Source organism: Reichenbachiella faecimaris (genome assembly GCF_900176375.1).
Classification (GTDB): domain Bacteria; phylum Bacteroidota; class Bacteroidia; order Cytophagales; family Cyclobacteriaceae; genus Reichenbachiella; species Reichenbachiella faecimaris.
Genome location: NZ_FWYF01000003.1, coordinates 782,584 through 808,162 on the forward strand (window position 1 = coordinate 782,584; position 25,579 = coordinate 808,162).

Below are 25,579 nucleotides of genomic sequence, written 5' to 3' on the forward strand. Positions count from 1 at the left end.
TTCGTCGAAATGACATCTTAAGTTAGATTCCTTATAAAAAACATCTGTAGCTAATAAATCGACAGGCAGGCAATGACGAATCTAAATTTGATTTTGGCATTGACTGCTCCGACCCTCACCCTCACTCGTCATTGCGAGAAGCATGCTTTGCTGATAAGCAAAGACAAAGAAGTGAAAAAGTGTCCTTAATAAAATATTAAGATTGCCACGTTGTCCATTCGATTACCATCGAATTGCCCGCCTCGCAATGACGTACTTAAGTTTGATTCTCGTATGAACTTCTAGTACTTTCACTCGCTCACGTCATTGCGAGAAGCATGCTTTGCCGATAGGCAAAGAGGCGACGCAGCCATCTCTTGCGGACTTCTTCTGCGTTTTGTCATTTCGTGGCGCAGCGAAGAAATCTCCTCATTTATAGGTAGCTGATTTTAGTCAAGTCCATTTGATATCATTTGAAAATGCTCTATCCTTGAGGAACAGCGCTTTTTTAGAAAAATCGAATATTTTTTTCAAACAATTACTGGCATTGTTGCAGTGCGGATAAAGTGCACTGTGCACTTTACACAATTGTTGTGCCTCATGCAAAAAACCACAAACATTTGACTGAACACATTAAAAGAGAACTAAAACGACTTGAAAGTGAAAAGGACATAAAAATCCTTTATGCCGTTGAGTCTGGAAGCCGGGCTTGGGGGTTTGCCTCTACTGACAGTGACTGGGATGTAAGATTTATTTACGTTCATAGACCTGAATGGTATTTGTCAATTGATGACAAGCGAGACAATATGGAAGTCATGCTGCCCAATGATCTAGACTTTGCAGGTTGGGAACTTCGGAAAACCTTAAAACTATTTCGAAAATCGAATCCACCACTACTTGAGTGGCTAAGAAGTCCTTTGATTTACTTAGAGCAGTTTTCGACTGCTGAACAAATGAGAGAATTGACTACAGAATACTTTAATCCAAGGTCTTGCACGCACCATTATTTACATATGGCGGAAGGCAATTACCGTGACTATCTGCAAACTGACTTGGTGCGAGTAAAAAAATACTTTTATGTACTTCGACCAATTCTTGCATGTAAATGGATTGAATCAAATGGAACGATGGCACCTATGGAATTTCAAAAAATGGTTGACACACAGATTGAAGACCAAGACTTAAGAAAAGAAATAGACAACCTACTAGACCGTAAAAAATCAGGTGAAGAACTCGACAAAGAACCTCGAATTCAAATGATTAATGATTTCGTTGAATCTCATATTAAACACTTCAATGAAGTTGTAAAAAACTACGGCCAGGATATTAAGCCCGAAACGGAAAAACTCGATAACCTATTCAGACAAACATTAACTGAAGTTTGGAAAACAGAAATAAAAAGCACGAAGGCACAACAAAACCTAAGAAAACATGGGGAGAAACGTACTTCGAATTCCCCACGTTTCTTAGCTAACTCGTTACCTCTCATAAATGCGAATAGTTCCAACTCTTGCCATATTGACCTTTATTATTTCTTGTCAACCAGTTGAACGAGAATTCAGAGAAGTAATCGAGTCAGATACACTTTTTGTATTTGATAAGAATAACACCCTTCGACTCAAAGGACCAGTGTTTGGGGGAACGAAAAATGGCGAATTTCATTCATTTGACTCATTAGGCAACATTCGTTCGATTGCTAACTATGCAAATGACACTCTCAACGGATATTACAAGCAATATTATCCATCTGGTATTGTAAGGTCTGACGCCTATTACGTTGGTGGATATCCGTATGGCGAAGAACTTGTTTTCTATGATGGATATCAAGATTCAACCGCAATACAAATCGAAGGAAAATGGTTCATTGCACCTTATTCAACTCATTTGAAAGAGTATAATTACCGTGACTTAGTTGGTAAAATTATGTATCAACGAAACTATGATTTAGAAGGTAATTTAACTAGCAAAAGAGGAAGACTTTTCTTGACTAAATTCTATGATTCAATCAGGGGAACTCGGAACGAGGAAATCGAACAGGCTTGGCTAACACCTGCTCCCTCGGGAGTTGACCAAATCCAAGTTGAACAACATTTTGTGATTTACGGCCAAGAATCCAAAGACACAATCTATATTCACTCTGACTCTCTTGTAACTCGTTGGAACAAAGTATTCCCTGAAATTGGAATCTATGAATTTGAAGCTGTGGCTTATCTCATTGAGGGCAATAACATTGAGACAGATACTTCAAAATTTACTGTAGAAATAGTAGAATAAACGAGAGGTAACAAATGCTATGAATGAATGGGGTTTTATCGGTCTGGAGATTTTGATGGGGATTGGAAAGTCCGCCACAAGTTTTAAATTTAAATCAAGGCGTGGCTATGTGCGAGACGAGAGGTTAGTGCTATCTAATCCCCACTCATCATAGCTGATCGTTATAGAGCATGATGAGCAGAATTTTGACTTTCATTTTTATTCTCACCTTTATTGGCTCCCATGAATCTAACGGGCAGAGCGAATCAACTTGTGTTCCCAAACTTGATTCTCTTACTAATACGGTAACTTATAACGCACCAGATCAACTTGCAGAACCAAGTGATGGAATGCCAGCTCTCTTCAGAACAATCTCAAAACAATTAAATATATCTACTAAGCAAACTGACATAACGGAAAGTAAAGTATTAGTAGCATTTGTTGTTACCGTCGAAGGTAAAATAATCGGTATGAGGACATTAAAAAACATCGAAGGAACGGATGCAGCAAATCAAGTACTTGAAATTATTTCCAACTCCAACTGGACTCCAAGTTTATGTGTTAACAAGCCTGTACCAAGCCTTATCACACTACCCGTAATAATACATTTCGACCTTTAACGATGGCTCATAAACAAAAAGGACATCTCTCTTCAACTTCAGAGTAGGCTAAACACCTTAGAAAATATTTAAAAAGACAATTCTGGAAATCTGAGCGTTCTGCTGAGAAGAAAGAAATCAATAAACAGAGAAACGGGGAATAAGCTCTATAACAAGGTGTAGGCACGAATGCCTTTGCGAGCTTTTCGAATCAATGCCAGAATCAGCACCACCGCTCCACGCGGAATCTCTAGAATACCGATAACGCATTCGTAGGTTCCGCAGCAGTCCAAATCTAGGCTAATGGCTAAACAGACTTTTGTGGTTGTGCGCGGATCGGCTATCTTTCTGCTTTAATCAAACTGTGAGGGCACATCGTCCTACACAGGCGTTGTGATTCATGTCTTGTAAAGAGAAAAATCCCCAAAATCGAACAATTTATGTAACGAATTCGTTACATTTGTAATGTGAGAGAAATCGACATTACAACTAATTGTCTAGAATTTATTGACAGCCAAGATCAACGAGTAGTTGATAAATTTTTCCAGCTAATTGAAGTAATTGGCGAAGTAAGAGTCGTTCATTCAAATTTCATAAAGAAACTCGAATCAAGTAAGTTCTATGAACTCCGAATAAAGGCTGGAAGCGAATATAGAGTTGTAATTTTTGCTATCGATCACTTGAATTTCAATGAATGTAAAAAAGCCGTTTGCCTTTGTGGATTTCTAAAAAAATCAACCAAAGATTATACAAAAGCAATTAAACAGGCTGAACGCATTCTTGAAGATTATTTGAACCAAAACAATTGAATAATGAAAGCAATAAACGCAAAGGATCTTTTGAACGAACGTTACGGCAAGAGAGGTACGGAACAACGAGAGGAATTTAGAGAAGAAGCTTTCTCATATTATTTTGGAGAGATAATAAAGAACAGAAGAAAGGAACTGAATCTAAGCCAGAATCAACTAGCGGAACTTATTGGAAAACAGCGCCCATACATTTCAAGAATCGAAAACGGCGAAGACATTCGAATATCAAATCTAACGCTTGTGGCAAATGCTCTAAACCTATCAATCGAAGTAACGGCGAAATAACGAAATCACAACATGGTGTATAAAATCATGCGCGTTTGGTGCTAGACGAAAGGGCGGCGGTTTTGGAGAGCCCGCCAATTCTGCGAATTGGCCTATTGAGAAGAAAAAATCTCTAGAATACCGATCGCATTCGTGCTTTCCTTGGCAGTCTAAATCTAGGCTAATGGCTAAACAAGCTTTTGCAGTTTGTCGCGATTCGGCTATCTTTCTGTCTTAATCAAACTATGAGGGTACATCGCCAGATGCGGACGTTGTATAACATAACATGATTGCACAAGAACCACCATCATTTGAGAAGACTATTCGCGAAATCCCAAACATTAGCCAAGAAGAAATTGATGTCATTCATTCTAAGTTTACTATTAAACGATATTCAAAGAATAATTTCATAGGAAGAGAGGGGGAGGTCTGTCGTTTTACTAGTTACGTGATGAAGGGGTGTGTTAGCAATTATCGAATTCTTCAAAATGGAAAAAAATCCATTAACCATTTTGCTTTTGAAGATTGGTGGGTGGGCGATTTGGATAGCTTTTTAAATCAGAGACCCTCTCAAACCTACTGGTTGACCTTAGAAGATACGGACTTGATGAGCATTTCCAAGTCTGATTTCGATTTCATCATGCAAAACGTTCCGCCTTTTGAGCGATTTTTTCTAAGAAAAACGCAAAGTGCTTTCCTTAAGGAAATGGAAAATGCTGATAAGGATAAATCCGAAACGGCCCTTGAAAAGTATATCCGTGTGATGAAAGATTATCCTTTAATCATTCAAAGAGTACCTAATTACGAAATAGCCGCCTACATTGGAATCGCACCGGAATCCCTTAGCCGGATTAGAAAACAAGCAATGAAAGAAGCAAAATAGCTTCTTAACAAATGTTAAGGCATTTGGTCTCATAAACACATTGATTTGTGAATCATCAAATATTGAAATCATGAATCAAAAGACAATTTTTACGATAATAGCATCTTGCTTGTGCTCCAGGGCATAGGGATTTTTATTATGTCAGATCAGATTGTATCACAATCATTTCCTGATTTAACGGAGCGGGGTATTATGGCGGCAGCTGAAATGGCTACTGTAGTCGCGATATTGTACGTATCCATTGGTGTCATAACATTTTATGTTCGGGAATTTCCTGAAGTTCTGATCGCTTATGTTATAGGTTTTGTCCTAATCGTACTAAACACCAGTAGACACATATTTATTTCAGAAATGAATGTTCCTCTTCCACTTTTTCTCATGCAGATACTCTTTCTTCTTGCATGTGTTTATTTAATGGTCAAATTGAAAAAAAACGAAGTCTAAACTTAAAATCAATATGAAAAAATTAATAGAAGAATACTATAGAAAAATGGACGCCTTAAAAGGGGACTATTCCCAGATGAAAGAAGTCTTCAATGATGAAATGACTTTTCACTTTCCTGGCATTCCTACTCCGCTTAATGTTGAACAATTTCAAGGCCCAGCCCAGGGCATTTATGCTGGTTTTTCAGATTTCAATCATTCAATCGAGGATGTTATTGTTGATGGAAACAAGATCGCTTGTAGAGTGAATATAACTGGAACTCACAATGGAGAGTTTCAGGGAATTCCAGCATCAAATAAGTCAATAGCAGTAGGTGCGATTACTATATTTCGTATTGAGAATGATCGTTTATCTGAGCATTGGATTTGCGTGGATTTACTAGGAATACTAACTCAAATTGGAGCAGTTCCAGCTAAATGATTAATGTTATACAACAAACACTATCATCCATAAGCCTGACTGCTGCACTAACTGAGCTATTTGCAAAGGCTGGTGCGATAAGATACATTATTAGAAGCTTTAAAAGTCCAGCTTACGGATGATAGTTGGGCGTAGATTTCATGCTGTAGCGTAGAAAAACCCACTGCACATTTTAGCACATTTGGTTTTGACTGCTCCGACCCTCACCTTCACTCGTCAATGCGAGCAGCATGCTTTGCCGATAGGCAAAGAAGCGACGCGGCAATCCCCTTCGGCCTTCTACTGCCTTCTGTCATTTCGTAGCACAGCGGAGAAACCTTCACATTCATAGGCAGCTGATTTTAGTCAGTCCATTTGATATCATTTGAAAATGCTCTATCCTTGAGGAACAGCGCTTTTTTAGAAAAATCAAATAATTTTTTCAAACAATTACTGGTATTGTTGCAGTGCGGATAAAGTGCACGGTGCACTTTACACAATTGTTACCTGCCAATGACTGCATGACGGAGATAAGCCAAATAGTAAGATCAATTGAACAAACGTCAAAGCCTTTTCCTGAAATCACTGATTACCCGAACGAACCGGGCATCTACGCATTCTCTCTTTTAGCCGGTTCTAACATGAACAACTTTGGAAAATCTAACCAGATAATTTATGTCGGAATTGCAAAAGACAGCTTAAGGGCCAGAGATTTGGGTAACCACTTCAGAACGGGGCGAACGGGTAGTTCAACCCTAAGAAGGTCAATTGGTGCTGTTTTAAAATCCGAACTGAAACTTACTGCAAGATCGAGAAATGGAACTTCTGACAGGCGTGCAATTAACAATTACATATTCGAGCCCTCTGGTGATGAACGCTTAACAACGTGGATGATCAAGAACCTCAAAGTTGGCTACTGGAAGGACTTGAATCGAATGAACTACAAACTCTTGAGAGATTTTGAACTCAAGATCATTAAACACTTTAGCCCAATATTGGATCTTGATGCAAGATCGAAGCATCTTAACCCGTTAGCAACTGAACTGGATCAACTTAGAAGCATCTGCCGAACTGAGGCTGAAATCAAACTGTAGAATCGGCAGGTAACAGACGCTGATCGGGCATATGTCTTAGTGCATTCTGGCTGGTTTCAGTGCAACTCGACCGTGATATCTGCCACTGGGAAACGGCAGTGCTTTCTACTATCTTCTGCTCGCAGGATTTTTAGACTTTCAGAACGCAGTGCGATTTGGAACCGTTGTGAGCTTCGGCAGATTTCACTAGATTCGTGCTATTCACTAGCTGCGGACATACGCCCGATAGCTGAGCGTTATGATCAACTTTCGAAATGACCTACCGCATCAACACCAATAAAAAAGACTCTCTGCGAAAGAAATACTTCTTAAAATTCGTGCAACAATTAACTCTAGGAGGATTATTGGTATTTCTTTTTATTTGGATTGATAGCAATACATCAACTCCTCAATCAATATCCTCTCTACTTGGATTTGGAACTTTCATCTTCGCCATACTTATTTACATATTTAAGATGGGGTTTGAGAAGCAGCTTAACTACAAAATCATAACTCTCCCTAACCGAATCGAGTCTCATATCGGTAAAACGGTTCAATATATACATTGGAGTAAAATGATAGTAACTCAACAGGACAATGGAGATATTGTACTTGAAGATCGGACTATATCAACTACTAAACGATGGAACGGCATTGGTAAAATCCTCATTTATTCTGAGTTTGAAAATTTCGAAGAACTTTCAAAAGAGATCAATTCGCAGACAAAAAAAGATCATAACAGTCTGTGACATACCCAGCAAATTTCACTTCCAATTATGAAGATGAAAAAAACAAAGCGCAACTATTCTTCCAACCCTATATCGAGTAATCGGACGCTAGCAATTTTGTAATTGGCGCATTTTATCAGAGTCAATTGGTGGGTATATCAGGATTTAAAAGATACGATAGAAAGAAAATAAACCACAGAGGGATCATCATTCAGGTATATGTAAATCCTGATTATCAAGGGAAGGGCATTGGTCAAGATATTATAAAATCTACCTTAGATGAAGCGTTCAAAATAAATGAAATTGAACAAGTAGAGATCGACGTAATCGCAAATAATGAAAATGCTGAAAAGCTCTATAAAAAGATAGGATTTGAAGAATACGGCTGTCAAATGAACTTCCTAAAACTTGATAACTCCTATTATGATCATAAGATGATGGTCATTTTCAGAAACGATTACATCCCATCCTGAAAACAAAAAATGCCCAGTTTTACTGGGCATTGATATTTTAAATAGTAGGAATTGTTTGTCTGAGAAGCAGACTGCAAGTCCGCAAGGGATTGCCCAAACTTACGTCGGGCAATGACGGATCGAATTATCCCGCCACTCTCAGTTTATTCAACTTAGATTTTTCGAATTTCTCCTCTGCGTACGCTTTGGTGATGACTAGCTTCTTCACTTCATTTTGAGAAGGGAGTTCAAACATGGCATCATTGATGATCGCCTCGCAAATTGAGCGTAAGCCACGAGCACCCAGCTTGAATTCCAAAGCTTTATCTACCACGTATTCCAAAGCACCTTTTTTGAATTCTACTTCGATCCCTTCCATGGTGAAAAGTTTCGTGTACTGCTTCACTAAGGCATTCTTAGGCTCAGTCAAAATCTGACGAAGTGCCTTGCCATCAAGCGGATTCAGGTGTGTCAATACAGGTAGACGACCAATCAGCTCTGGAATCAACCCAAAGCTCTTCAAATCCATTGCAGTAATGTATTGTAGCAGGTTGTCTTTGTTTACTTCCCCGTAAGTATCCGTTTTTTTATTGTTGAATCCTAGTGGTCGAGTATTCAGGCGATTGGCAATATTTCTAGTGATGCCATCAAAGGCCCCACCACAGATAAATAGAATATTTTCTGTGTTTACAGAAATCATCTTCTGATCTGGATGCTTACGTCCACCTTGAGGAGGCACGTTCACTGACGTACCTTCCAAAAGCTTCAACAGGGCTTGTTGCACACCTTCACCACTTACATCTCTAGTGATTGATGGGTTGTCCGACTTGCGAGATATCTTATCTAACTCATCAATATAAACAATGCCGCGCTCAGCCGCTTCTACGTCGTAGTCAGCTGCTTGTAGTAGTCTGGTCAAGATACTTTCCACATCTTCACCTACATACCCAGCTTCTGTGAGTACAGTCGCATCCGCAATACAGAAAGGCACTTGGAGAATTTTAGCGAGTGATCGGGCCAGGTAGGTCTTGCCTGTGCCAGTTTCTCCCACCATTACAATATTTGATTTTTCAATCGTCACCTCATCGTCGTCTGCTGGCTGGGAGAGCCTCTTGTAGTGGTTGTACACGGCTACAGAAATTACCCGCTTAGCCTCGTCCTGACCAATTACAAATTGGTCGAGGTGTTCTTTCATTTCTACAGGCTTGATGAGGTTGAAGTTGGGTGTATCCAAATTAGTTTTGGTGTTCGACTCCTCACTCAAAATCTGATTGGCTTGTGCGATACATTTGTCACAGATGTGAGCATGTATCCCTGAAATCATCAAATCAACATCTTTCTTATTCCTTCCGCAAAATGAACAGGTTACTTGAGCCATTTTTCTCGTGATTTAGTGAATGATTGAGACCATTATTCTATAGCGTTTAGAATTTGTCGCGCTCCTTCGTTTCAAAAGTTATTAGGTCAATGGTCGCTGGTAATATGTAAATATCCCCAACAACCATTGACTATTTCTTATTAACAACAAATGACCCAAAAGGTCATTTGTTCAATAAATTTTTCAAAGATAACGATTAATCGTCAGCTTTTCGTTCTAGTACTTCATCGATTAAGCCATATTTCTTGGCTTCAGAAGCTTTCATCCAATAGTCACGGTCAGAATCTTTTTCAATCTGATCGTAAGTTTTGCCGCTGTGTTTAGCCAGGATGTCATAGAGGTCTTTCTTTACAGAAAGCGTTTGCTTCAATGAAATTTCCATGTCAGAAGCCTGTCCTTGCATACCTGCCATGGGCTGGTGAATCATGATTCTTGAGTGAGGCAGTGCTGCTCTTTTGCCAGCTGCTCCTCCCGCTAGCAATACCGCGCCCATAGAAGCCGCCAATCCTGTACAGATCGTGTTTACGTCAGGATTTACATAGTTCATGGTGTCGTAGATGCCAAGTCCTGCATATACAGAACCGCCTGGGCTATTCACATAAAGTAAGATATCCTTCTTAGCGTCAACAGATTCCAAGAACAACAACTGCGCTGTGATGATGTTGGCAATATTGTCATCTACACCCATGCCTAAGAAGATGATTCTGTCCATGATGAGTCTTGAAAATACGTCAATCTCACGGAAGTTGGTTGGACGTTCTTCAATGACCGCACGAGTCATATTTTCGATATGACCAGTATACTGGTCAAAAGTGTTTCCATTTATGTTTTTGCCTTTTACGGCGAAATCTCTGAATTCTTTTTTATCCATTGCTAATAGGTGTTATATGTAGGTACAAAAAAACTAAAAAAGTCCATAATACAAAGGGCTTTGCATAAAGACGGCACACGAAGGTAAAAGTTTATGAATTCAATGCACCTATTAAAAGAAAAACCTGTCAGGCAAAATATGAAGCCAGACAGGTTTTCATGAAACAAGTTATGGTCTTTATGCTTTTTCTCTGTATTCGTCAGCAGTCACCTCTTTGGCCTTGATCGAGATGTTTGCTCTGATGTAAGCCATCACTTTGTCATTGAATACTTTTTCGTTCAATTTCATATAGTTCTGACCTTCTTCACCCTTCAAGTAATTGTCAGCAAATGAATCAATGTTTTGCTCCATAGCGTCGGACATACCCATAGAGCCAAATTGTACTCTGATCATGTTTTTTGCCTCTTCTACTACTTCTTCGTGCTCCACTTTGATTTCACTATCCTTTGAGATTTTGTTTTTGATCAATGACCATTTCAAGTCATTGGCGTACAAAGGATAGTCTTGATCAATTTGCTCTTTAGTCAAATTGTTCTTGTTAGATACTTCCAACCATTTCTTTAAGAACGTGTCAGGCAATTCCATCTTCGTTTTCTCGATGAACTTGTCTCTGATTTTGAGTTCAGTGTATCCTTCAGTTTCTTTCACATAGTTTTCGCTTATCGAAACTTTGATCTTCTCTTTAAACTCTTCCACTGTCTTTACAGCATCTTTACCAAATGTCTTGTCGAATAGCTCTTGGTTTATTTCTGCTGGGGCAGTTCTGTTTACTTTCTTGACTTCGAACTTGACTTTGCCAGTCAAACCTTGATTTGTAGCTAGGAATGCATTTCTCTGATCTTCATTTTTGATGGCTTTGGCTGGATCAAACTCAATCACGTCGCCTGCCTTCTTGCCGATCATTTCCTTTTGCACTTTTTTCTCTACATGGTCGAAGTCAAGTAGTGTGCCTGCTGCATTTTCATCATCGCCTTCAATCACGATTTTACCATATAGTGAATCGCCATCTTCAGAAACGTCTGGGTTGGTTGTTTCTCCAAACTGCTTTTGTAGGTTGGAGACCGTTTCTGCGATCAATTTATCCTCGATCTTGATAGAGAAAGTATCCACTTTTATTTTGCTGTCAACTTTCAGGTCGAATTCTGGCACGATCCCGATTTCGTATTCAAAGTCGAAGTCCTTACTGTTTTCCCAATCCATGTTGGCCGCCTTTTCAGCGTTTGGCAATGGGTCTCCCAAGATTTGGATATCATTCTCTTTGATGTAATCCATCACCTTATGAGACACCATATGGTTGATCTCATCTACAAGGATAGACTTGCCATACATTTTGTTGACCAGACTGTGAGGAACCTTTCCAGGACGGAACCCCTTGATCTGAGCTTTTTTGCTGTACTCCTTTAGTTTTTCTTCAACTTTGGGTTGATAATCAGCCTCCTTTAAATTAATTTTAATAAGAGCCTCTGTTTTCGAAATTTGATCTAATTGAACGTCCAAGATTGTGATCTTTTATGGTATGAATTCAAAAAATTAAAAACCCTCTTTCCTGAATATTCACAAGAAAGAGGGTGTTTGTTTGTGCGGATGGAGGGACTCGAACCCCCATGCCTCGCGGCGCTAGATCCTAAGTCTAGTGCGTCTACCAATTTCGCCACATCCGCATGCGTGAAATTTTTGGAAGTGCAAAGCTAAAGAGATAATTCAATTTGACAATAGGTGACCGAAAATATTTTTTTGTTTTTTTCAATCGCGAAAATGAGGCTGTTTGAGATTAAATTTGCTTAGTGATTTATTTACCATGAAACCTGGATCAAAGGATGGATACAACAGTGATGATTGACGAAGAGGAAGAGAAGAAGGAGATCATTCGTCGCTATCGAAAGCTGCTCCGTCATGCCAAACCCTTTCTAAAAGATAATGATGCCAAGGAAATAAAGAAGGCGTTCTATATTTCCGTGGAAGCGCATAAGGGCATGCGCAGAAAATCGGGAGAGCCTTATATTTATCATCCATTGGAAGTGGCGGATATCTGTGTCAACGAAATAGGACTAGGTACTACTTCTATCATTTCTGCACTGCTTCATGATGTAGTCGAAGACACAGATTGGGAACTGGAGGATATTGACCGTGAATTTGGCCCTAAGATCATGCGGATCATTGACGGGCTCACCAAGATATCTGGAGTGCCTGGAGAAAGTGTATCTGAGCAAGCAGAGAACTTTCGTAAAATGCTGCTCACTTTGTCGAGTGATACGCGTGTGATTCTTATCAAACTGGCTGATCGTTTGCACAACATGCGTACGCTAGAAAGTATGCCACGTCATAAGCAGTTGAAGATTGCTTCTGAAACTTTCTACCTATATGCACCACTGGCGCACCGTCTTGGACTTTATGCGATCAAGACGGAGTTGGAAGATCTCTCTATGAAATATAGAGAAGCTGATGACTATAATGCCATTGCAGAGAAAATTGAGGAGTCTAGAGACGATCGTAATAAGTTTATTAGAAATTTCATCCGCCCAATTCAAAAGTCAATCAATGATCAGGGTTATGCTGTGGAGGTAAAAGGACGAACCAAGTCAATTTATTCGATAGCCCAAAAGATGAAGAAACAAGACATCCCATTTGAAGAGGTCTTTGATTTGTTTGCTATTCGGATCATTATAGATACAGATATAGAAAAAGAAAAAGCGGCCTGTTGGCATGTATATTCTATTGTTACTGACTTCTATCAGCCTAACCCTGATAGATTAAGAGATTGGGTAAGTATCCCAAAAGCCAATGGTTATGAATCATTGCATACGACTGTGATGACCAAAAAAGGCCAATGGGTAGAAGTGCAAATTCGTACGCGACGTATGGATGACATTGCTGAGAAAGGCTATGCAGCACACTGGAAATACAAGGATGGGTCTGCAAAAGAAAACGAATCTGCACTGGATACATGGATCAACCGCGTACGTGAATCTCTGGAGCAGAATGACATCTCAGCCATTGAATTTGTAGATGATTTCAGATCAAATCTATTTTTGGAGGAGGTCTATGCGTTTACCCCAATGGGTCGACTGATCACTTTGCCAAATGGATCCACAGCTTTGGATTTTGCCTTTGATGTACATTCAGAGGTAGGGGCAGGATGCATTGGTGCCAAGATCAATCATAAACTGGTACCAATTAACACCAAGCTTAAAAATGGTGACCAGGTAGAAATCCTCACCTCTTCCAAACAGAAGCCAAAGGAAGATTGGCTACGATTTGTAGTGAGTTCTAAGGCTAAGTCTGGCATCAAAGACTTTTTGAAAGAAGAAAAGAAAAAGGCGGCCTTTGAGGGAAAACAGATTGTGATTCGAAAACTCAAGCAGATCAAGCTTTCGCTTAATAATGAGACCATCAATAGGTTGGTGGCCTATTTTGGAGCAAAAAGCCCATTGGATTTCTTCTATGCAGTAGGTACAGAGAAAATAGACTCCAAAGACATCAAGAAGATCAGTGAGATCAAGAAGGAAACTCCCAAGAAGCCAAAACGAGGCAAGTGGGAAAGTGCTGAGGATGTCAAGAAGACCATCAAGCAAGTGCACAATACTGGTACGGCAGACATGCTCCTTATAGGAGAGGATATGGATGTGGTAGATTATAAATTTGCCAATTGCTGTAAACCTATCCCAGGAGATGACGTTTTTGGATTTGTGACCGTGAGCGAAGGAATTAAGATTCATAGAACTTCTTGCCCGAATGCCACAGAGTTGATGTCCAATTATGGTTACCGCATCATCAAAGCTAAATGGACCTCTCAGCAGCAGATCGCTTTCTTGGCGGGAATAAAAGTGATAGGTACGGATCGAATAGGTATGGTGAATGATATTACTTCCATCATATCTACAGATTTGAAAGTGAATATGCGATCATTGACAATAGATACAGATCATGGTATTTTTGAAGGCAATATTTCTGTGTATGTGGATGATACAAGTCACCTAAATACCATGCTGGATAAGTTGAAAAATGTAGAAGGAATAGAAAGTGTGAGTCGCTTTGACTTATATGATAAATAATATCTTTAATAGGCTATATTTGCCCGCGGAAAAACAACCGTGCTTTAGAAAGTTCAAGTAGTGAGCGAAATCAAACATCATATCGATCCTAAGACCAAGATTTACGATGAGGTAAAAAATATTTTTACCGAGTTTTTAGAATCCAAATCTTTACGCAAGACACCTGAACGTTATGCGATTCTTGAGGAGATTTATAGCAAATCTGGACATTTTGATGTGGAGACTTTATACATCAGTATGAAGAACAAAAACTACCGTGTGAGTCGGGCTACTGTGTATAACTCCCTGGATTTGTTGGTAGAATGTAATTTGGTTACCAGACATCAGTTTGGTCAGAATTTGGCTCAATACGAGAAATCTTATGGTTTCAGACAGCACGATCACATATTGATGGCGGGAAGCGGGAAAGTGTTGGAGTTTTGCGATCCGCGAATCCAAAATATCAAACAAACTCTTGAGGATATGTTTGATATTGACATTACCCATCATTCGTTGTATTTCTTTGCAAAAGAAAAAACTGACAAAAAGTAAATAATACTCACCCTATGAATTACAAAATAAATCACGAAGGTGACCTGGTGTTCATTAATTTCGAAGGCGACCTCATTGGCGAGGAAAACGGTCCTGAGATTATTGAAGCTGTAAACGATACATTAAGCAACAACATCATTAAATGCGCAGTGGATATCTCTGAAGTGAGATATATCAACAGTAGTGGCATTGGTGTTTTAATCACAATCCTGACCAAGTTTAGAAATAAAGGTGGTGAAGTGGTTATTGTGAACCCATCCGAACATGTTAAAAAACTATTGGCGATCACTAAACTCAATGCAATTTTCACGATTGTGGATAGTATAGCCGAAGCGAAAGAAGAACTAAATAAATAATTACCACATGTCTGTAGATGTATTGCTTGGACTTCAATGGGGAGATGAAGGAAAAGGTAAAATTGTAGATTATCTCACTCCAAAATATAATGTAATTGCTAGATTCCAGGGAGGACCCAATGCGGGCCACACTTTAAAATTTGGTGATACCAAACACGTGTTGCACCAGATCCCTTCTGGTATTTTTCATAAAGGTGCTGAAAATGTAATCGGCAATGGCGTGGTGCTCGACCCAGCCATTTTCAAGAAAGAAATTCTGGCTTTAGAGCAATTCGAAAATTACGATAAAAACAGCCTTTTGATTTCCAAGAAAGTGCAGTTGATCCTGCCCACTCACAGAATCTTGGATGGTGCGTATGAAAATGCGAAAGGCGACAAAAAGATTGGCTCTACCCTAAAAGGTATCGGCCCAACTTACGAAGATAAAATCTCCAGAGTAGGGTTGAGAGCAGGAGATATTCTGAATTCTGATTTTGATGTCAAATATAGGGCACTAAAGCAGCGTCATTTGGATATTCTGTCCAGATATGATTTCCTATTTGAATTGGATGAACTCGAGGCTGCTTTCTTCGAAGGTGTAGCGTTCTTGAAGACATTCCAATTGATAGACAGTGAATATCACTTGAATAAGAAATTGGCTGATGGTCAGTCAATATTGGCTGAAGGTGCGCAAGGATCTTTGCTAGATATTGATTTTGGGAGTTACCCATTTGTGACCAGCTCTAATACCACTACTGCAGCAGCATGTACTGGATTAGGCGTAGCAGTCAACAAAATCGGCGAAGTATTTGGTGTGTTCAAAGCGTACTGTACGCGAGTAGGCAGTGGCCCTTTTCCTACAGAATTACACGATGAAACTGGCGAATTGCTTAGAAAAAATGGCGGTGAGTTTGGTGCGACTACAGGTCGTCCAAGAAGATGTGGGTGGTTGGATTTGCCAGCATTGAAGTATGCCATCATGGTCAATGGTGCTACGCGTCTGTACATGATGAAAGCAGACGTACTTTCTGGGTTTGACACCATTCAGGTGTGTACTTCATACAAAGACGCTGATGGGAATCTTACAGATCAAATGCCTTACGAATTGAATGAAGAAACTGTGACGCCAGTGTACGAATCGTTCGAAGGCTGGTCAGAGGATTTAACGGAGGTTTCGTCTTACCATGATCTGCCTGCTTCTTTAAAATCTTATGTAGAATTTATCGAAAAGCATGTAGGCTTGCCGATCGACATTGTATCTGTAGGGCCTGATAGAAAGCAGACTTTGTTGAAATAGTACGAACCAGTCTCGTTCTAGAAAATACAAACCAGATGGGGTAACTCATCTGGTTTTTTTGTATGATTAAACCTACAAAGCTTTAAAAACCTTATAGGTTTAATGTCCAAAACCTAACAAAATTTCCCTTTTGTAAAATATACCCAACCCTTTTGAAATAAAGCTAGTCCCTGTGAGGGGTCTAAAAACTCTATTTTCGATGATTAATCATTGGGATTGGTTTCCCTATACCAAAGAATTCATAATCATGAGAAATAAGATATACGCAGCCATCTTGATAAGTGCAGGGCTGATGAGCTGTCAGCCAGAGAAAAAAGCAGAGACCTTGGAGGCTTCATTGACTGAGCCTGCTTTCACCACGGCAGGCAAGCAAATGATCGTTTATACGACAGCTAGTAATTCAGATCTGAGACTGACTCAGACAGAGACGACGACTTTTGCTGAAGGCAAACAGCCTATTGAAAGTGAGATATCAATATTCGTAAACCCCAAGAAAACCTATCAGAAACTGATGGGAATAGGTGGTGCAATCACAGACGCCTCTGCCGAGACCTTTGATAAACTACCTGCTGATAAACAAGAGGAGTTGATGGCCGCCTATTTCGACGAGAAGGATGGTATTGGTTATTCTTTGACCAGAACACATATCCACAGCTGTGATTTTAGTAGCGGCAGCTATACCTACATTGAGGAAGATGACACGGAGTTGAAAACATTTGACATCTCTAAAGATTTTGAGCATCGTATCCCAATGATCAAAAGAGCGATAGCACAAGCAGGAGGAGAGCTGTTGCTTTATGTGTCTCCCTGGAGTCCACCTGCCTTTATGAAAGGGAAAAAGGACATGCTCAAAGGGGGTAAGCTCTTGCCTGAGTATAGAGATGCCTGGGCTACTTATTACACCAAGTTCATCAAAGCCTACGAAAAGGAAGGCATGCCGATTTGGGGTATCACCATCCAAAATGAGCCGATGGCCACGCAAACCTGGGAATCGTGTATTTATACAGCTCAAGACGAAAGGGATTTCTTAAGAGATCACTTGGGGCCGATCATGAAAAAAGAAGGGTTGGGCGATAAAAAAATTGTGGTGTGGGATCACAACCGTGATCTGATTGCCAACAGAGCCAATACCATTTTTGGTGATCCTGAAGCTGCTAAATATGCCTGGGGCATTGGTTTTCATTGGTATGAAACCTGGACAGGGGCAGAGCCAAATTTCAATAATCTGGACAATGTACAAGAAAGTTATCCAACCAAGAATCTACTATTTACTGAAGGATGTAATGAAAGATTTGACCAAGCAAAGTATCAGCACTGGCCACATGCCGAGCGCTATGGGCGATCTATGATTAATGATTTCAACCAAGGCACAGTAGGTTGGACGGATTGGAATATTCTGTTGGATCAGACAGGTGGGCCAAATCACGTGGGCAATTATTGTTTTGCGCCAATTCATGCAGATACGAATACTGGAGAATTGATTTATACACCTTCATATTATTACATTGGCCACTTTTCTAAGTTCATCAAGCCTGATGCGGCCAGAGTAAGTACAGCCAGTAGCAGAAGTCAGTTATTAAGCACTTCCTTTTTGAATGTAGATGGTACCTTAGCCACTGTAGTGATGAATCCAGGAGATGACCCCATCAGCTACAATCTATTTATAGATAGGCAGGTGGTGAAATTGGATATTCCTGCTCATGCCATGCAAACCTTAATTACGAAATAAATGAAACGTTTTGTTTTTGTACTTTTCTGTGCTCTTGGTGCTTGCGTACCAGAGCAGAAAAGTACTTCTAATCAGCGAAGCCCTATTGAAGGCACATGGCAGCTACTTTCCGCTCAGAATATCACTGGAGCAGACACTGTGTTTACAGATTATACAGTAGGAATGAAAGGGATCAAAATGATCAACCAAAACTACTTCGCGTTCTTTCAGCATGACCTGAACAAGGGCACGGACAGTTTAGCCAAATTCTCAGCTGGAAGTGGCTCGTACACGTATGAAAACGGCCACTACATAGAAAATTTGGCGTACTGCACGGGACGACAATGGGAGGGCAATACTTTTGAATTTGAGTTGATGATAACTGGTGATACCTTGGTTCAGGAGGGTAGAGAAAAATTAGACGATCTCGGGATCGATCATGTGATCAGAGAGATTTACGTTAGGCTCAAATAAAAACCAAAAAAGCATACTATTCACACTAGTGGGCATGTACAAGTGACTGATGCATGCCCAAATTGTGAATGGTAGATTGATTAACAACCCCTAATTTCAGGCAAAGTGCGGCAACCCTTATCTGCTTGTATTACCCGTTGAGTCTTTACTTTACTGAAAGTAAGCCCACCATTTGTGCGTAGTCGAGATGCTACATGTACAGACTGGCTAAGATCAAAACCATCACAGACTGCAATTTATCCCACCAAACTCACAAACTTCTTAATCAATTCATTTGTGGTGCCCTCTTTCCAAATCAGGGAGAGATAAGTAATCTGCTTGACGTTCTTTAGTTCTATGAATTTGATATCAAGATCAAAGCCATGCTTCAAGGAAGTGGGGACGATAGCTATACCGAGTCCATTTTCTACCAATCGGAAGATCGTATTGGCATGCACAGACTTGTGGGAGATTTTGGGGGCAAAGCCATGATCGTCGAAAATGCTCATCACTTTATTGTAATACGTACGACTATAATCACTGGAAAATAGAATGAAGTTGTCCTGAGCGAACTGACTTAAGTCTTTGAAATTGTCTTCATTGATGTGGTGGTGCTTGGGCAAGACAATGGAGAAATTGTCCTTAAAGATCTGACGAGAAGCTATACCCTCAGGAGCCTGCTTAGCTCGAATAAACCCAATATCCAATTTGTTATGTTCTATAGCGAAAATCTGGTCTTCATTGCTCATCTCTTCTAGACTGGTATGGATTTTCGGAAATTGTTCATTCAACTTCAAAAGGAGATGAGGGATCACTGCTTGCATGGCGGAGCCTACAAACCCGATATTCAATTCCCCTTCTTCACCTTTATCAATGAGTTTGATGGAGCGTTTGATAGACTCTAGTTGATTCAAGAGATTCGAACTTTCATCATAGAGATAGCGTCCTGCATCCGTGAGCTCCACTTGGCGTTTGTTTCTGATAAAGAGTTGCACGCCCAATTCGTCTTCCAATTGCTTGATCTGCCTACTCAATCCAGGCTGAGTAATAAAAAGCCTTTCTGATGCCTTTCGAAAATGCAACTCCTGAGCCACTATCATGAAATAGCGCAGGTGTCTGAATTCTATTTGATTACTCATTGTTATCAATCATTGATCTACAAAGTATTTTCAGGTATCAAAATTAGCATTTAATATTGTTCTTGAATGAAAAGCAAAGACTTTTTCAATCAAGAGCAAGACACAAATGGTCAGACTTAGGCATTTGAAGCCTCTTCAAACTTTGTGTGAGTGTTCAAACAACAACCCATTTTGATAAACAACAAGAGTATGCCGATTTTCAATTATGGAATCGATCATCTGACCCCTGGTGTGGCCATCGATATTGCCGAAGGCCGTACACAGGGTGTATTGAATGAAGAAGCCACCCAAAAGATATTAGCCAGCAGGCAAAACGTTCTGGATATCACAGAACAAGAAAGAATTGTTTATGGTGTCAATACAGGATTCGGTTCCTTGTGCACCACCATCATCAACAAAGCTGATGCAGGCAAACTGCAAGAGAATATCCTAAGAAGTCACAGTGTAGGTGTTGGGGCTGAGACCCCACTTGATGTCGCTAAGTTGATGATGATTTTGAAAGTACACGCCTTGTCCAAAGGCTATTCGGGTGTGGCTTTGGAAACATTAGAAAGAATCATCTGGCACATTGAGCAAGATTTCATTCCTTATGTACCTCAGCAAGGTTCGGTAGGAGCATCAGGCGACTTAGCACCCTTGGCTCATTTGTTTTTGCCACTTATTGGTGAGGGAAAAATCTGGAAGGATGAGCAATGGATTACTACTAGAGAACTATTCCAAAGTGAAAACAAAGACTCACTCAATCTTGGGCCTAAGGAAGGTTTGGCCTTGATTAATGGAACCCAGTTCATCGCAGCTTATGCTCTAAAAGGTTTTGTACGAATGAGCAATTGTCTTGATTCTGCAGACATCATAGGAGCCATGAGCTTGGAAGCATTAAAAGGCTCTATGAAACCTTTTGATAGCGAATTGCATCAAATCAGGCCCTACAAAGGATCCATCTATGTGGCTGATAGATTAGAGAAATTGGTGACTGGTTCTGAGATTATCAATTCTCACCAAAATTGCAGCAGAGTTCAAGACCCATATTCTTTGCGTTGTATGCCACAAGTACATGGGGCTTCAAGAAATGCCTGGTTGCACCTAAAGGAAATACTCACCATTGAGATCAACTCTGTGACGGACAATCCGATCATTTGTAGTGTAGATAAGACCATCAGTGGAGGTAATTTTCATGGTCAGCCCATGGCCATGCCGATTGACTATGCATCTTTGGCTTCAGCCGAAATTGGCAATATCTCTGATCGCAGGGTGTATTTAATGCTCGAAGGAGACGTAGAAGGTTTGCCAGCCTTGCTGATGAACAACACAGGGTTGAACTCTGGTTTTATGATTCCTCAATACACATCTGCAGCTTTAGTAAGTGAAAACAAAGGCTTGTGTTTCCCGTCGAGTGCGGATAGCGTGCCTACTTCTTTAGGGCAAGAAGATCATGTGAGCATGGGATCAATTGGCGGACGCAAACTCAATACCATATTGGACAACTTGGAAAATATTTTGGGTATTGAACTGTTCTGTGCCGCTCAGGGGTTTGACTTTAGAAAACCACTGAAATCGAGTGCCATCCTAGAAGAAGTCCACGCGCACATACGTCAGCAAATTACTTTCGCCACAGAAGATCGAATTTTCGGAGACGATATGGCAATTGCTACAGACATCATAAGAAATAAAGAAATTGTATCAGTAGCCAACGAAGCTGCAGATCGTCACAACATTAACTTATACAATCATGAGGTATTCGGAATTTATTAAGCAGTACGCTTCACACCCTAACTATAAAGCACCAACTGGAAGCCAATTACATGCTAAGTCTTGGCAGACTGAGTCTGCACTAAGAATGCTCCTCAATAACCTTGACGCTGAAGTGGCAGAAGATCCATCTGAGTTGGTGGTATATGGCGGTACAGGACAAGCGGCCAGAAATGTAGAATCGCTTCAAAAGATCATTGAGCTATTGCTCAAACTAGAGAATGATGAGAGTTTGCTGGTGCAGTCTGGTAAGCCAGTGGGTATTGTACGTACGCATGCTGAAGCACCACGGGTATTGATTGCGAATTCTAATCTGGTTCCGGCATGGTCCAATTGGGAACACTTTCAATCTTTGAAAGAAAGAGGGTTGATGATGTATGGGCAGATGACTGCCGGAAGCTGGATTTATATTGGTTCACAGGGCATTTTGCAGGGGACTTATGAAACGTTTGTTGCCTGCGGAGAAAAGCATTTTGGCGGAAGCCTCAAAGGGAAGCTGGTAGTGACAGCCGGACTTGGAGGTATGGGCGGTGCGCAGCCATTGGCTGCTACCATGGCTGGAGCTACTTTCTTAGGAGCAGATATAGACCCAACAAGAATCCAAAAAAGACTGGATACCAAATATATCGACCGGATGACGCATTCTTACGAAGAAGCACGTGATTGGGTCATGGAAGCTAAAGCTAAAGGTGAAAATTTGTCTGTTGGTTTGGTGGCGGATGCTGGTGACATGTTAGAGCAATTGATCGCTGATGGAATTGTTCCAGAGGTATTAACTGATCAGACCTCTGCTCATGATCCAGTATTTGGCTATGTGCCCAATGGCATGTCGCTCGAAGAAGCAGTCGATCTCAGAAAGAAAGATCAGGTGAAATATAAAGACCTTTCCCTGAAGAGCATGGCTCGTCACGTTGGCCTGATGCTTGATTTGCAGAAGAAGGGAAGTAAAACTTTCGACTACGGAAACAATATTAGAGAATTTGCCAGACAGGGTGGAGAGCCCAATGCGTTTGATTTTAATGGATTTGTGCCTGAGTATGTAAGGCCCTTGTTCTGTGAAGGCAAAGGACCCTTCAGGTGGGCAGCATTGTCTGGAGATCCTGAGGATATTTATGTGACAGATCAGGCACTGATTGAAGCCTTCCCAGAAAACAAGCACATGATCAACTGGCTTCAAGAAGCACAGAAGAAAGTGTCTTTTCAGGGTTTACCCTGTAGGATTTGTTGGTTGGGTATGGGCGAAAGAGAAAAAGCTGGATTGATTTTTAATGATTTGGTGAAAACTGGAAAGGTCAAAGCACCAATCGTTATCGGACGTGATCATTTGGACTGTGGTTCCGTGGCTTCACCCAATAGAGAAACTGAGGGAATGAAAGATGGTACAGATGCTGTTTCTGATTGGCCTCTTTTAAATCTGATGTCGAATGCCACAGGTGGCGCGACCTGGATTTCTTTCCATCATGGTGGAGGTGTAGGTATGGGGTATTCGCAGCATGCGGGTATGGTGGTTTTGGCTGATGGTACAGAAAGAGCAGAAAAATGCTTGAAGCGTGTGCTTCACAATGACCCAGCTATGGGCATCTTTCGCCATCACGATGCAGGATATGACAAAGCATCTAAGTTTGCGGATGACTTTGATTTGAATGTCTGGAAATAAATAAAGAGGCCGCCTCAAAAGTCAATAAGTCAGTCTGGCTTCTGCCTAGCCCAATGAGACAAACCTTGGACAAGTAGAGCTTTTGCTCATCATCTTAATTAAATGCCGTTTTTGTTATCTTAGACAAATGACGAAAGGCAATATCTTAATTACGGGTGCTTCTACAGGCATTGGTGCAGCTTGTGCCAAAAAGTTTGTGGATGAAGGTTATACTGTCTATGGTAGTGTGAGAAAACAAGAAGATGCTAATCGGCTAACAGAAGCATTGGGTGAGAGTTTTCAACCACTCTTTTTTGATGTCACCAATGAATCAGCTATTAGGAAAGCTGCAGAAGAACTAACCAGTCAAGTAGAAGGACAGGGATTGAAACTCCTGATCAACAATGCAGGTATTGCCGTGACGGGTGCTGTTGAATTGCTTGATGTAGAGGCTTATCGCAAGCAGTATGAAGTGAATTATTTCGGATTGATTGCTGTTACGCAAGCTTTTCTTCCTTTGCTTGGCGCAAAGAGAAACTATGAAAGCACTCCGGGTAAAATCATCAATATGAGTTCTATTGCCAGTAAGAGAGCCATGCCTTTCATGACTCCATATAGTAGCTCCAAAGCTGCTCTGGATAGTTTTACAGAAGGACTCAGACGTGAACTGTTGATTTACGGTATTGACGCTGTTACTATCAATCCAGGGCCTATTCGAACACCTATCTGGGACAAACTAGACGTGAATTTTGACGATGTCAAAGGGACGGTTTATGAATCTATCCTCAAAAGGTTTATTAAGTTGGTGAATAAAGAAGCTTCTGAAGCCATTGATTCAGATGATTTTGCTCGGCGAGTTTTCAAAACGTTCATAAATAAAAGTCCAAAAGTTTCTAATGTAGTGATTAAGAATAAATTCTTAAAGTATAACTTAGTGAGTCTGGTGCCTGCCAGAAAGGTTGACAGCTTCATTAAAAAAGTATTAAAAATCTAATCATGCTTATAAAAGAACACGTGGCTCTAATAGAGAAATTCTACACGGCCTTCAACGAAAAGGATGCTAAAACCATGACGGCCTGTTATCACAAAGATTTGGAATTTGAAGACCCTGCTTTTGGGGTTTTGGATTATGATCAGGCCAGTGCCATGTGGGCGATGTTGTTGAGCGGCAACAATGACATTGAAATTGCCTTCAAAAATGCCTGGTCAGAGAACGAATTTGGTGGTGTAGACTGGGAAGCCAAGTATCCATTTTCTAAAACAGGCAGAAAAGTACATAATGTTATTGATGCCAAATTTGAATTCAAAGATGGATTGATTGTAGGGCATCGTGATTATTTTGATTTCTATAAGTGGAGTAGAATGGCTCTTGGTCTGCCAGGTATTTTACTGGGATGGACTGACTACCTGCATAAAAAAGTACAAACCCAATGCGCCTCAATGCTTGATAAATATATGACCGAGAATAGGTAGTTATTCGCTTGTATCCTTCCCAAAATGTATTTCCCCATTTTTAGAAAGTAAGATAGCCAGTGGTCGGGTGTTATCAAACTGACCAAAAATAATAATCAGCGTGGCCGTAATTGGTACAGACAAAATCATACCCACCACACCCCAAAGAAATCCCCATAGTGTCAGACTGAGTAAAACAACCAATGGACTGATATTCAATCGACTACCCATAAGGCGAGGATCTAATACATTACCTACCAGGATTTGAATTGCACCCACAGCAATTAATACGGTAAGAGCAACACTACCCTCCCCATACTGGATCAGACCAAACAAGGCAGGAAATAAAGTGGCAACAACCGACCCAACAGAAGGAATAAAATTGAATAGGAAAATAATAAACGCCCAAAGGGCAGGCAACTCAATACCTATTATTAGTAAAGCGAAGTAACTCAATAACCCAGTCAGGAAACTGGTAAATATTTTCACAGAAAGGTAATCATCAAAAAGATTGGCTACTGCATTTACAGTTTTGTAGATGTTGCCACCTGCAGTGGTTGTATTCAGCACTTTCTGTATTTTTTCTTGAAATAGAGTTTCTTCCAGCAATAGAAATACGACATAAATCAAGATAATAATAAATTGCCCCACGATGCCTGCAAAGGATCCTGCGTAGCCCACAATGCTAGATTTGTATTCAGCTAGTAAAGAAAGAAAAGATTGATCGAGATTCTCAACGCCTGTCACATTTCCTAGTGCTAGCAGTGCTTTGGATATATTGTCGCTGTACTGTGGAAAGTTTTGAGCTAAACTTTGAAAATTCGAACCAATGATTTTGGCTATCGAATAGATCGCCAAAAAAACAGCTACTGTACTTATGATCGTCACCAGCCATTGGGGAAGGCTATATTTTCCAATTTTAATTTTGCTTACCAAGTCTCGTAATTTTTTCACGATGTACCAGATCAAAAACGAAATGCAGAACACTTTTAGGAAGTTCTGAAAGTACATCAAAACACCAATGGTGCCGGCAATTACGATCATCCAGTAGGCGACATTGGCTAGTTTGAGTTCGTTGGAATTTTGCATGAATT

The 25,579-nt window shown here is 40.4% G+C and carries 26 protein-coding genes and 1 tRNA gene; 21 read left to right on the plus strand and 6 right to left on the minus strand.

From position 1 onward, the window contains the following. Window positions 1-599: 599 nt before the first annotated feature. The 11 genes from B9A58_RS16085 (at window position 600) to B9A58_RS16135 (ending at window position 7,905) form a co-directional block, all read left to right on the plus strand. Window positions 600-1,529, plus strand: coding sequence for a nucleotidyltransferase domain-containing protein (locus tag B9A58_RS16085; RefSeq protein WP_084374021.1), 930 nt, complete (start codon window positions 600-602; stop codon window positions 1,527-1,529). Next, the gene (locus B9A58_RS16090) at window positions 1,498-2,253 is read left to right on the plus strand and encodes a toxin-antitoxin system YwqK family antitoxin (protein ID WP_084373889.1); all 756 of its coding nucleotides are present in this window, start codon (window positions 1,498-1,500) and stop codon (window positions 2,251-2,253) included. The genes B9A58_RS16085 and B9A58_RS16090 overlap by 32 nt, the downstream gene beginning before the upstream one ends. 170 nt (window positions 2,254-2,423) lie before the next feature. Beyond that, the gene (locus B9A58_RS16095; protein WP_084373890.1) at window positions 2,424-2,852 is read left to right on the plus strand and encodes an energy transducer TonB; all 429 of its coding nucleotides are present in this window, start codon (window positions 2,424-2,426) and stop codon (window positions 2,850-2,852) included. Between the two features lie 446 nt (window positions 2,853-3,298). Next, the gene (locus B9A58_RS16100; protein ID WP_084373891.1) at window positions 3,299-3,640 is read left to right on the plus strand and encodes a type II toxin-antitoxin system RelE/ParE family toxin; all 342 of its coding nucleotides are present in this window, start codon (window positions 3,299-3,301) and stop codon (window positions 3,638-3,640) included. 3 nt (window positions 3,641-3,643) lie between these two features. Next, window positions 3,644-3,925 carry a helix-turn-helix domain-containing protein gene (locus B9A58_RS16105; protein ID WP_221406467.1) on the plus strand — a complete coding sequence of 94 codons (282 nt, stop codon included), beginning with the start codon at window positions 3,644-3,646 and terminating at the stop codon, window positions 3,923-3,925. Window positions 3,926-4,190: 265 nt separating this feature from the next. Continuing rightward, on the plus strand, window positions 4,191-4,787 hold the full coding sequence (locus B9A58_RS16110; protein ID WP_084373893.1) for a Crp/Fnr family transcriptional regulator: 597 nt from the start codon (window positions 4,191-4,193) through the stop codon (window positions 4,785-4,787). Window positions 4,788-4,925: 138 nt separating this feature from the next. Further along, window positions 4,926-5,231: a hypothetical protein gene (locus B9A58_RS16115; protein WP_139793937.1), complete on the plus strand. Its 306-nt coding sequence runs from the start codon at window positions 4,926-4,928 to the stop codon at window positions 5,229-5,231. Window positions 5,232-5,244: 13 nt separating this feature from the next. Continuing rightward, window positions 5,245-5,652 carry an ester cyclase gene (locus B9A58_RS16120; protein ID WP_084373895.1) on the plus strand — a complete coding sequence of 136 codons (408 nt, stop codon included), beginning with the start codon at window positions 5,245-5,247 and terminating at the stop codon, window positions 5,650-5,652. Window positions 5,653-6,152: 500 nt separating this feature from the next. After that, on the plus strand, window positions 6,153-6,725 hold the full coding sequence (locus B9A58_RS16125; protein ID WP_084373896.1) for a GIY-YIG nuclease family protein: 573 nt from the start codon (window positions 6,153-6,155) through the stop codon (window positions 6,723-6,725). A gap of 254 nt (window positions 6,726-6,979) precedes the next feature. After that, on the plus strand, window positions 6,980-7,453 hold the full coding sequence (locus B9A58_RS16130) for a hypothetical protein (RefSeq protein ID WP_084373897.1): 474 nt from the start codon (window positions 6,980-6,982) through the stop codon (window positions 7,451-7,453). A 101-nt stretch (window positions 7,454-7,554) separates the two neighbouring features. Next, window positions 7,555-7,905, plus strand: a complete 351-nt coding sequence (locus B9A58_RS16135; RefSeq protein WP_084373898.1) for a GNAT family N-acetyltransferase — start codon at window positions 7,555-7,557, stop codon at window positions 7,903-7,905. A gap of 124 nt (window positions 7,906-8,029) precedes the next feature. On the opposite strand, the gene clpX is transcribed toward B9A58_RS16135, so the two are convergent. From clpX to B9A58_RS16155, 4 genes are all read right to left on the minus strand, one after another. Continuing rightward, on the minus strand, window positions 8,030-9,262 hold the full coding sequence (gene clpX, locus B9A58_RS16140) for an ATP-dependent Clp protease ATP-binding subunit ClpX (RefSeq protein ID WP_084373899.1): 1,233 nt from the start codon (window positions 9,260-9,262) through the stop codon (window positions 8,030-8,032). 196 nt (window positions 9,263-9,458) lie between these two features. Beyond that, a complete protein-coding gene (locus B9A58_RS16145) occupies window positions 9,459-10,133 on the minus strand; it encodes a ClpP family protease (protein ID WP_084373900.1) in 675 nt (224 codons plus the stop codon). Between the two features lie 177 nt (window positions 10,134-10,310). After that, window positions 10,311-11,630 carry a trigger factor gene (gene tig / locus B9A58_RS16150; RefSeq protein ID WP_084373901.1) on the minus strand — a complete coding sequence of 440 codons (1,320 nt, stop codon included), beginning with the start codon at window positions 11,628-11,630 and terminating at the stop codon, window positions 10,311-10,313. An 82-nt stretch (window positions 11,631-11,712) separates the two neighbouring features. After that, window positions 11,713-11,794 (minus strand) — tRNA-Leu (locus B9A58_RS16155). A gap of 156 nt (window positions 11,795-11,950) precedes the next feature. On the opposite strand from B9A58_RS16155, the gene B9A58_RS16160 reads away from it, so the two are divergent. The 6 genes from B9A58_RS16160 to B9A58_RS16185 all read left to right on the plus strand — a co-directional run bounded on the left by B9A58_RS16160 (window position 11,951) and on the right by B9A58_RS16185 (window position 18,530). Beyond that, window positions 11,951-14,185, plus strand: coding sequence for a RelA/SpoT family protein (locus B9A58_RS16160; protein ID WP_084373902.1), 2,235 nt, complete (start codon window positions 11,951-11,953; stop codon window positions 14,183-14,185). Between the two features lie 60 nt (window positions 14,186-14,245). Next, window positions 14,246-14,716 (plus strand): Fur family transcriptional regulator, encoded by a 471-nt coding sequence (locus B9A58_RS16165; protein ID WP_245827096.1) that lies wholly within the window; start codon window positions 14,246-14,248, stop codon window positions 14,714-14,716. Between the two features lie 14 nt (window positions 14,717-14,730). Beyond that, window positions 14,731-15,072 carry an STAS domain-containing protein gene (locus B9A58_RS16170; protein WP_084373903.1) on the plus strand — a complete coding sequence of 114 codons (342 nt, stop codon included), beginning with the start codon at window positions 14,731-14,733 and terminating at the stop codon, window positions 15,070-15,072. Window positions 15,073-15,079: 7 nt separating this feature from the next. Next, entirely contained in the window at window positions 15,080-16,348 is a 1,269-nt protein-coding gene (locus tag B9A58_RS16175) for an adenylosuccinate synthase (RefSeq protein WP_084373904.1), read from the plus strand. Window positions 16,349-16,595: 247 nt separating this feature from the next. Continuing rightward, a complete protein-coding gene (locus tag B9A58_RS16180; protein WP_084374023.1) occupies window positions 16,596-18,077 on the plus strand; it encodes a glycoside hydrolase family 30 protein in 1,482 nt (493 codons plus the stop codon). Then, window positions 18,078-18,530, plus strand: coding sequence for a hypothetical protein (locus B9A58_RS16185; RefSeq protein ID WP_084373905.1), 453 nt, complete (start codon window positions 18,078-18,080; stop codon window positions 18,528-18,530). It begins immediately after the preceding gene. 236 nt (window positions 18,531-18,766) lie between these two features. On the opposite strand, the gene B9A58_RS16190 is transcribed toward B9A58_RS16185, so the two are convergent. Beyond that, window positions 18,767-19,648, minus strand: coding sequence for a LysR family transcriptional regulator (locus tag B9A58_RS16190; RefSeq protein WP_084373906.1), 882 nt, complete (start codon window positions 19,646-19,648; stop codon window positions 18,767-18,769). Between the two features lie 189 nt (window positions 19,649-19,837). On the opposite strand from B9A58_RS16190, the gene hutH reads away from it, so the two are divergent. The 4 genes from hutH (at window position 19,838) to B9A58_RS16210 (ending at window position 24,506) form a co-directional block, all read left to right on the plus strand. Further along, entirely contained in the window at window positions 19,838-21,400 is a 1,563-nt protein-coding gene (gene hutH, locus B9A58_RS16195) for a histidine ammonia-lyase (RefSeq protein WP_084373907.1), read from the plus strand. Continuing rightward, window positions 21,378-23,054 carry a urocanate hydratase gene (gene hutU, locus B9A58_RS16200; protein WP_084373908.1) on the plus strand — a complete coding sequence of 559 codons (1,677 nt, stop codon included), beginning with the start codon at window positions 21,378-21,380 and terminating at the stop codon, window positions 23,052-23,054. The genes hutH and hutU overlap by 23 nt, the downstream gene beginning before the upstream one ends. A gap of 127 nt (window positions 23,055-23,181) precedes the next feature. Further along, a complete protein-coding gene (locus B9A58_RS16205; RefSeq protein ID WP_084373909.1) occupies window positions 23,182-24,027 on the plus strand; it encodes an SDR family oxidoreductase in 846 nt (281 codons plus the stop codon). Window positions 24,028-24,029: 2 nt separating this feature from the next. Continuing rightward, window positions 24,030-24,506 (plus strand): nuclear transport factor 2 family protein, encoded by a 477-nt coding sequence (locus B9A58_RS16210; protein ID WP_084373910.1) that lies wholly within the window; start codon window positions 24,030-24,032, stop codon window positions 24,504-24,506. On the opposite strand, the gene B9A58_RS16215 is transcribed toward B9A58_RS16210, so the two are convergent. After that, window positions 24,507-25,574, minus strand: a complete 1,068-nt coding sequence (locus tag B9A58_RS16215) for an AI-2E family transporter (RefSeq protein ID WP_084373911.1) — start codon at window positions 25,572-25,574, stop codon at window positions 24,507-24,509. It abuts the gene before it with no gap. Between the last annotated feature and the right edge of the window lie 5 nt (window positions 25,575-25,579).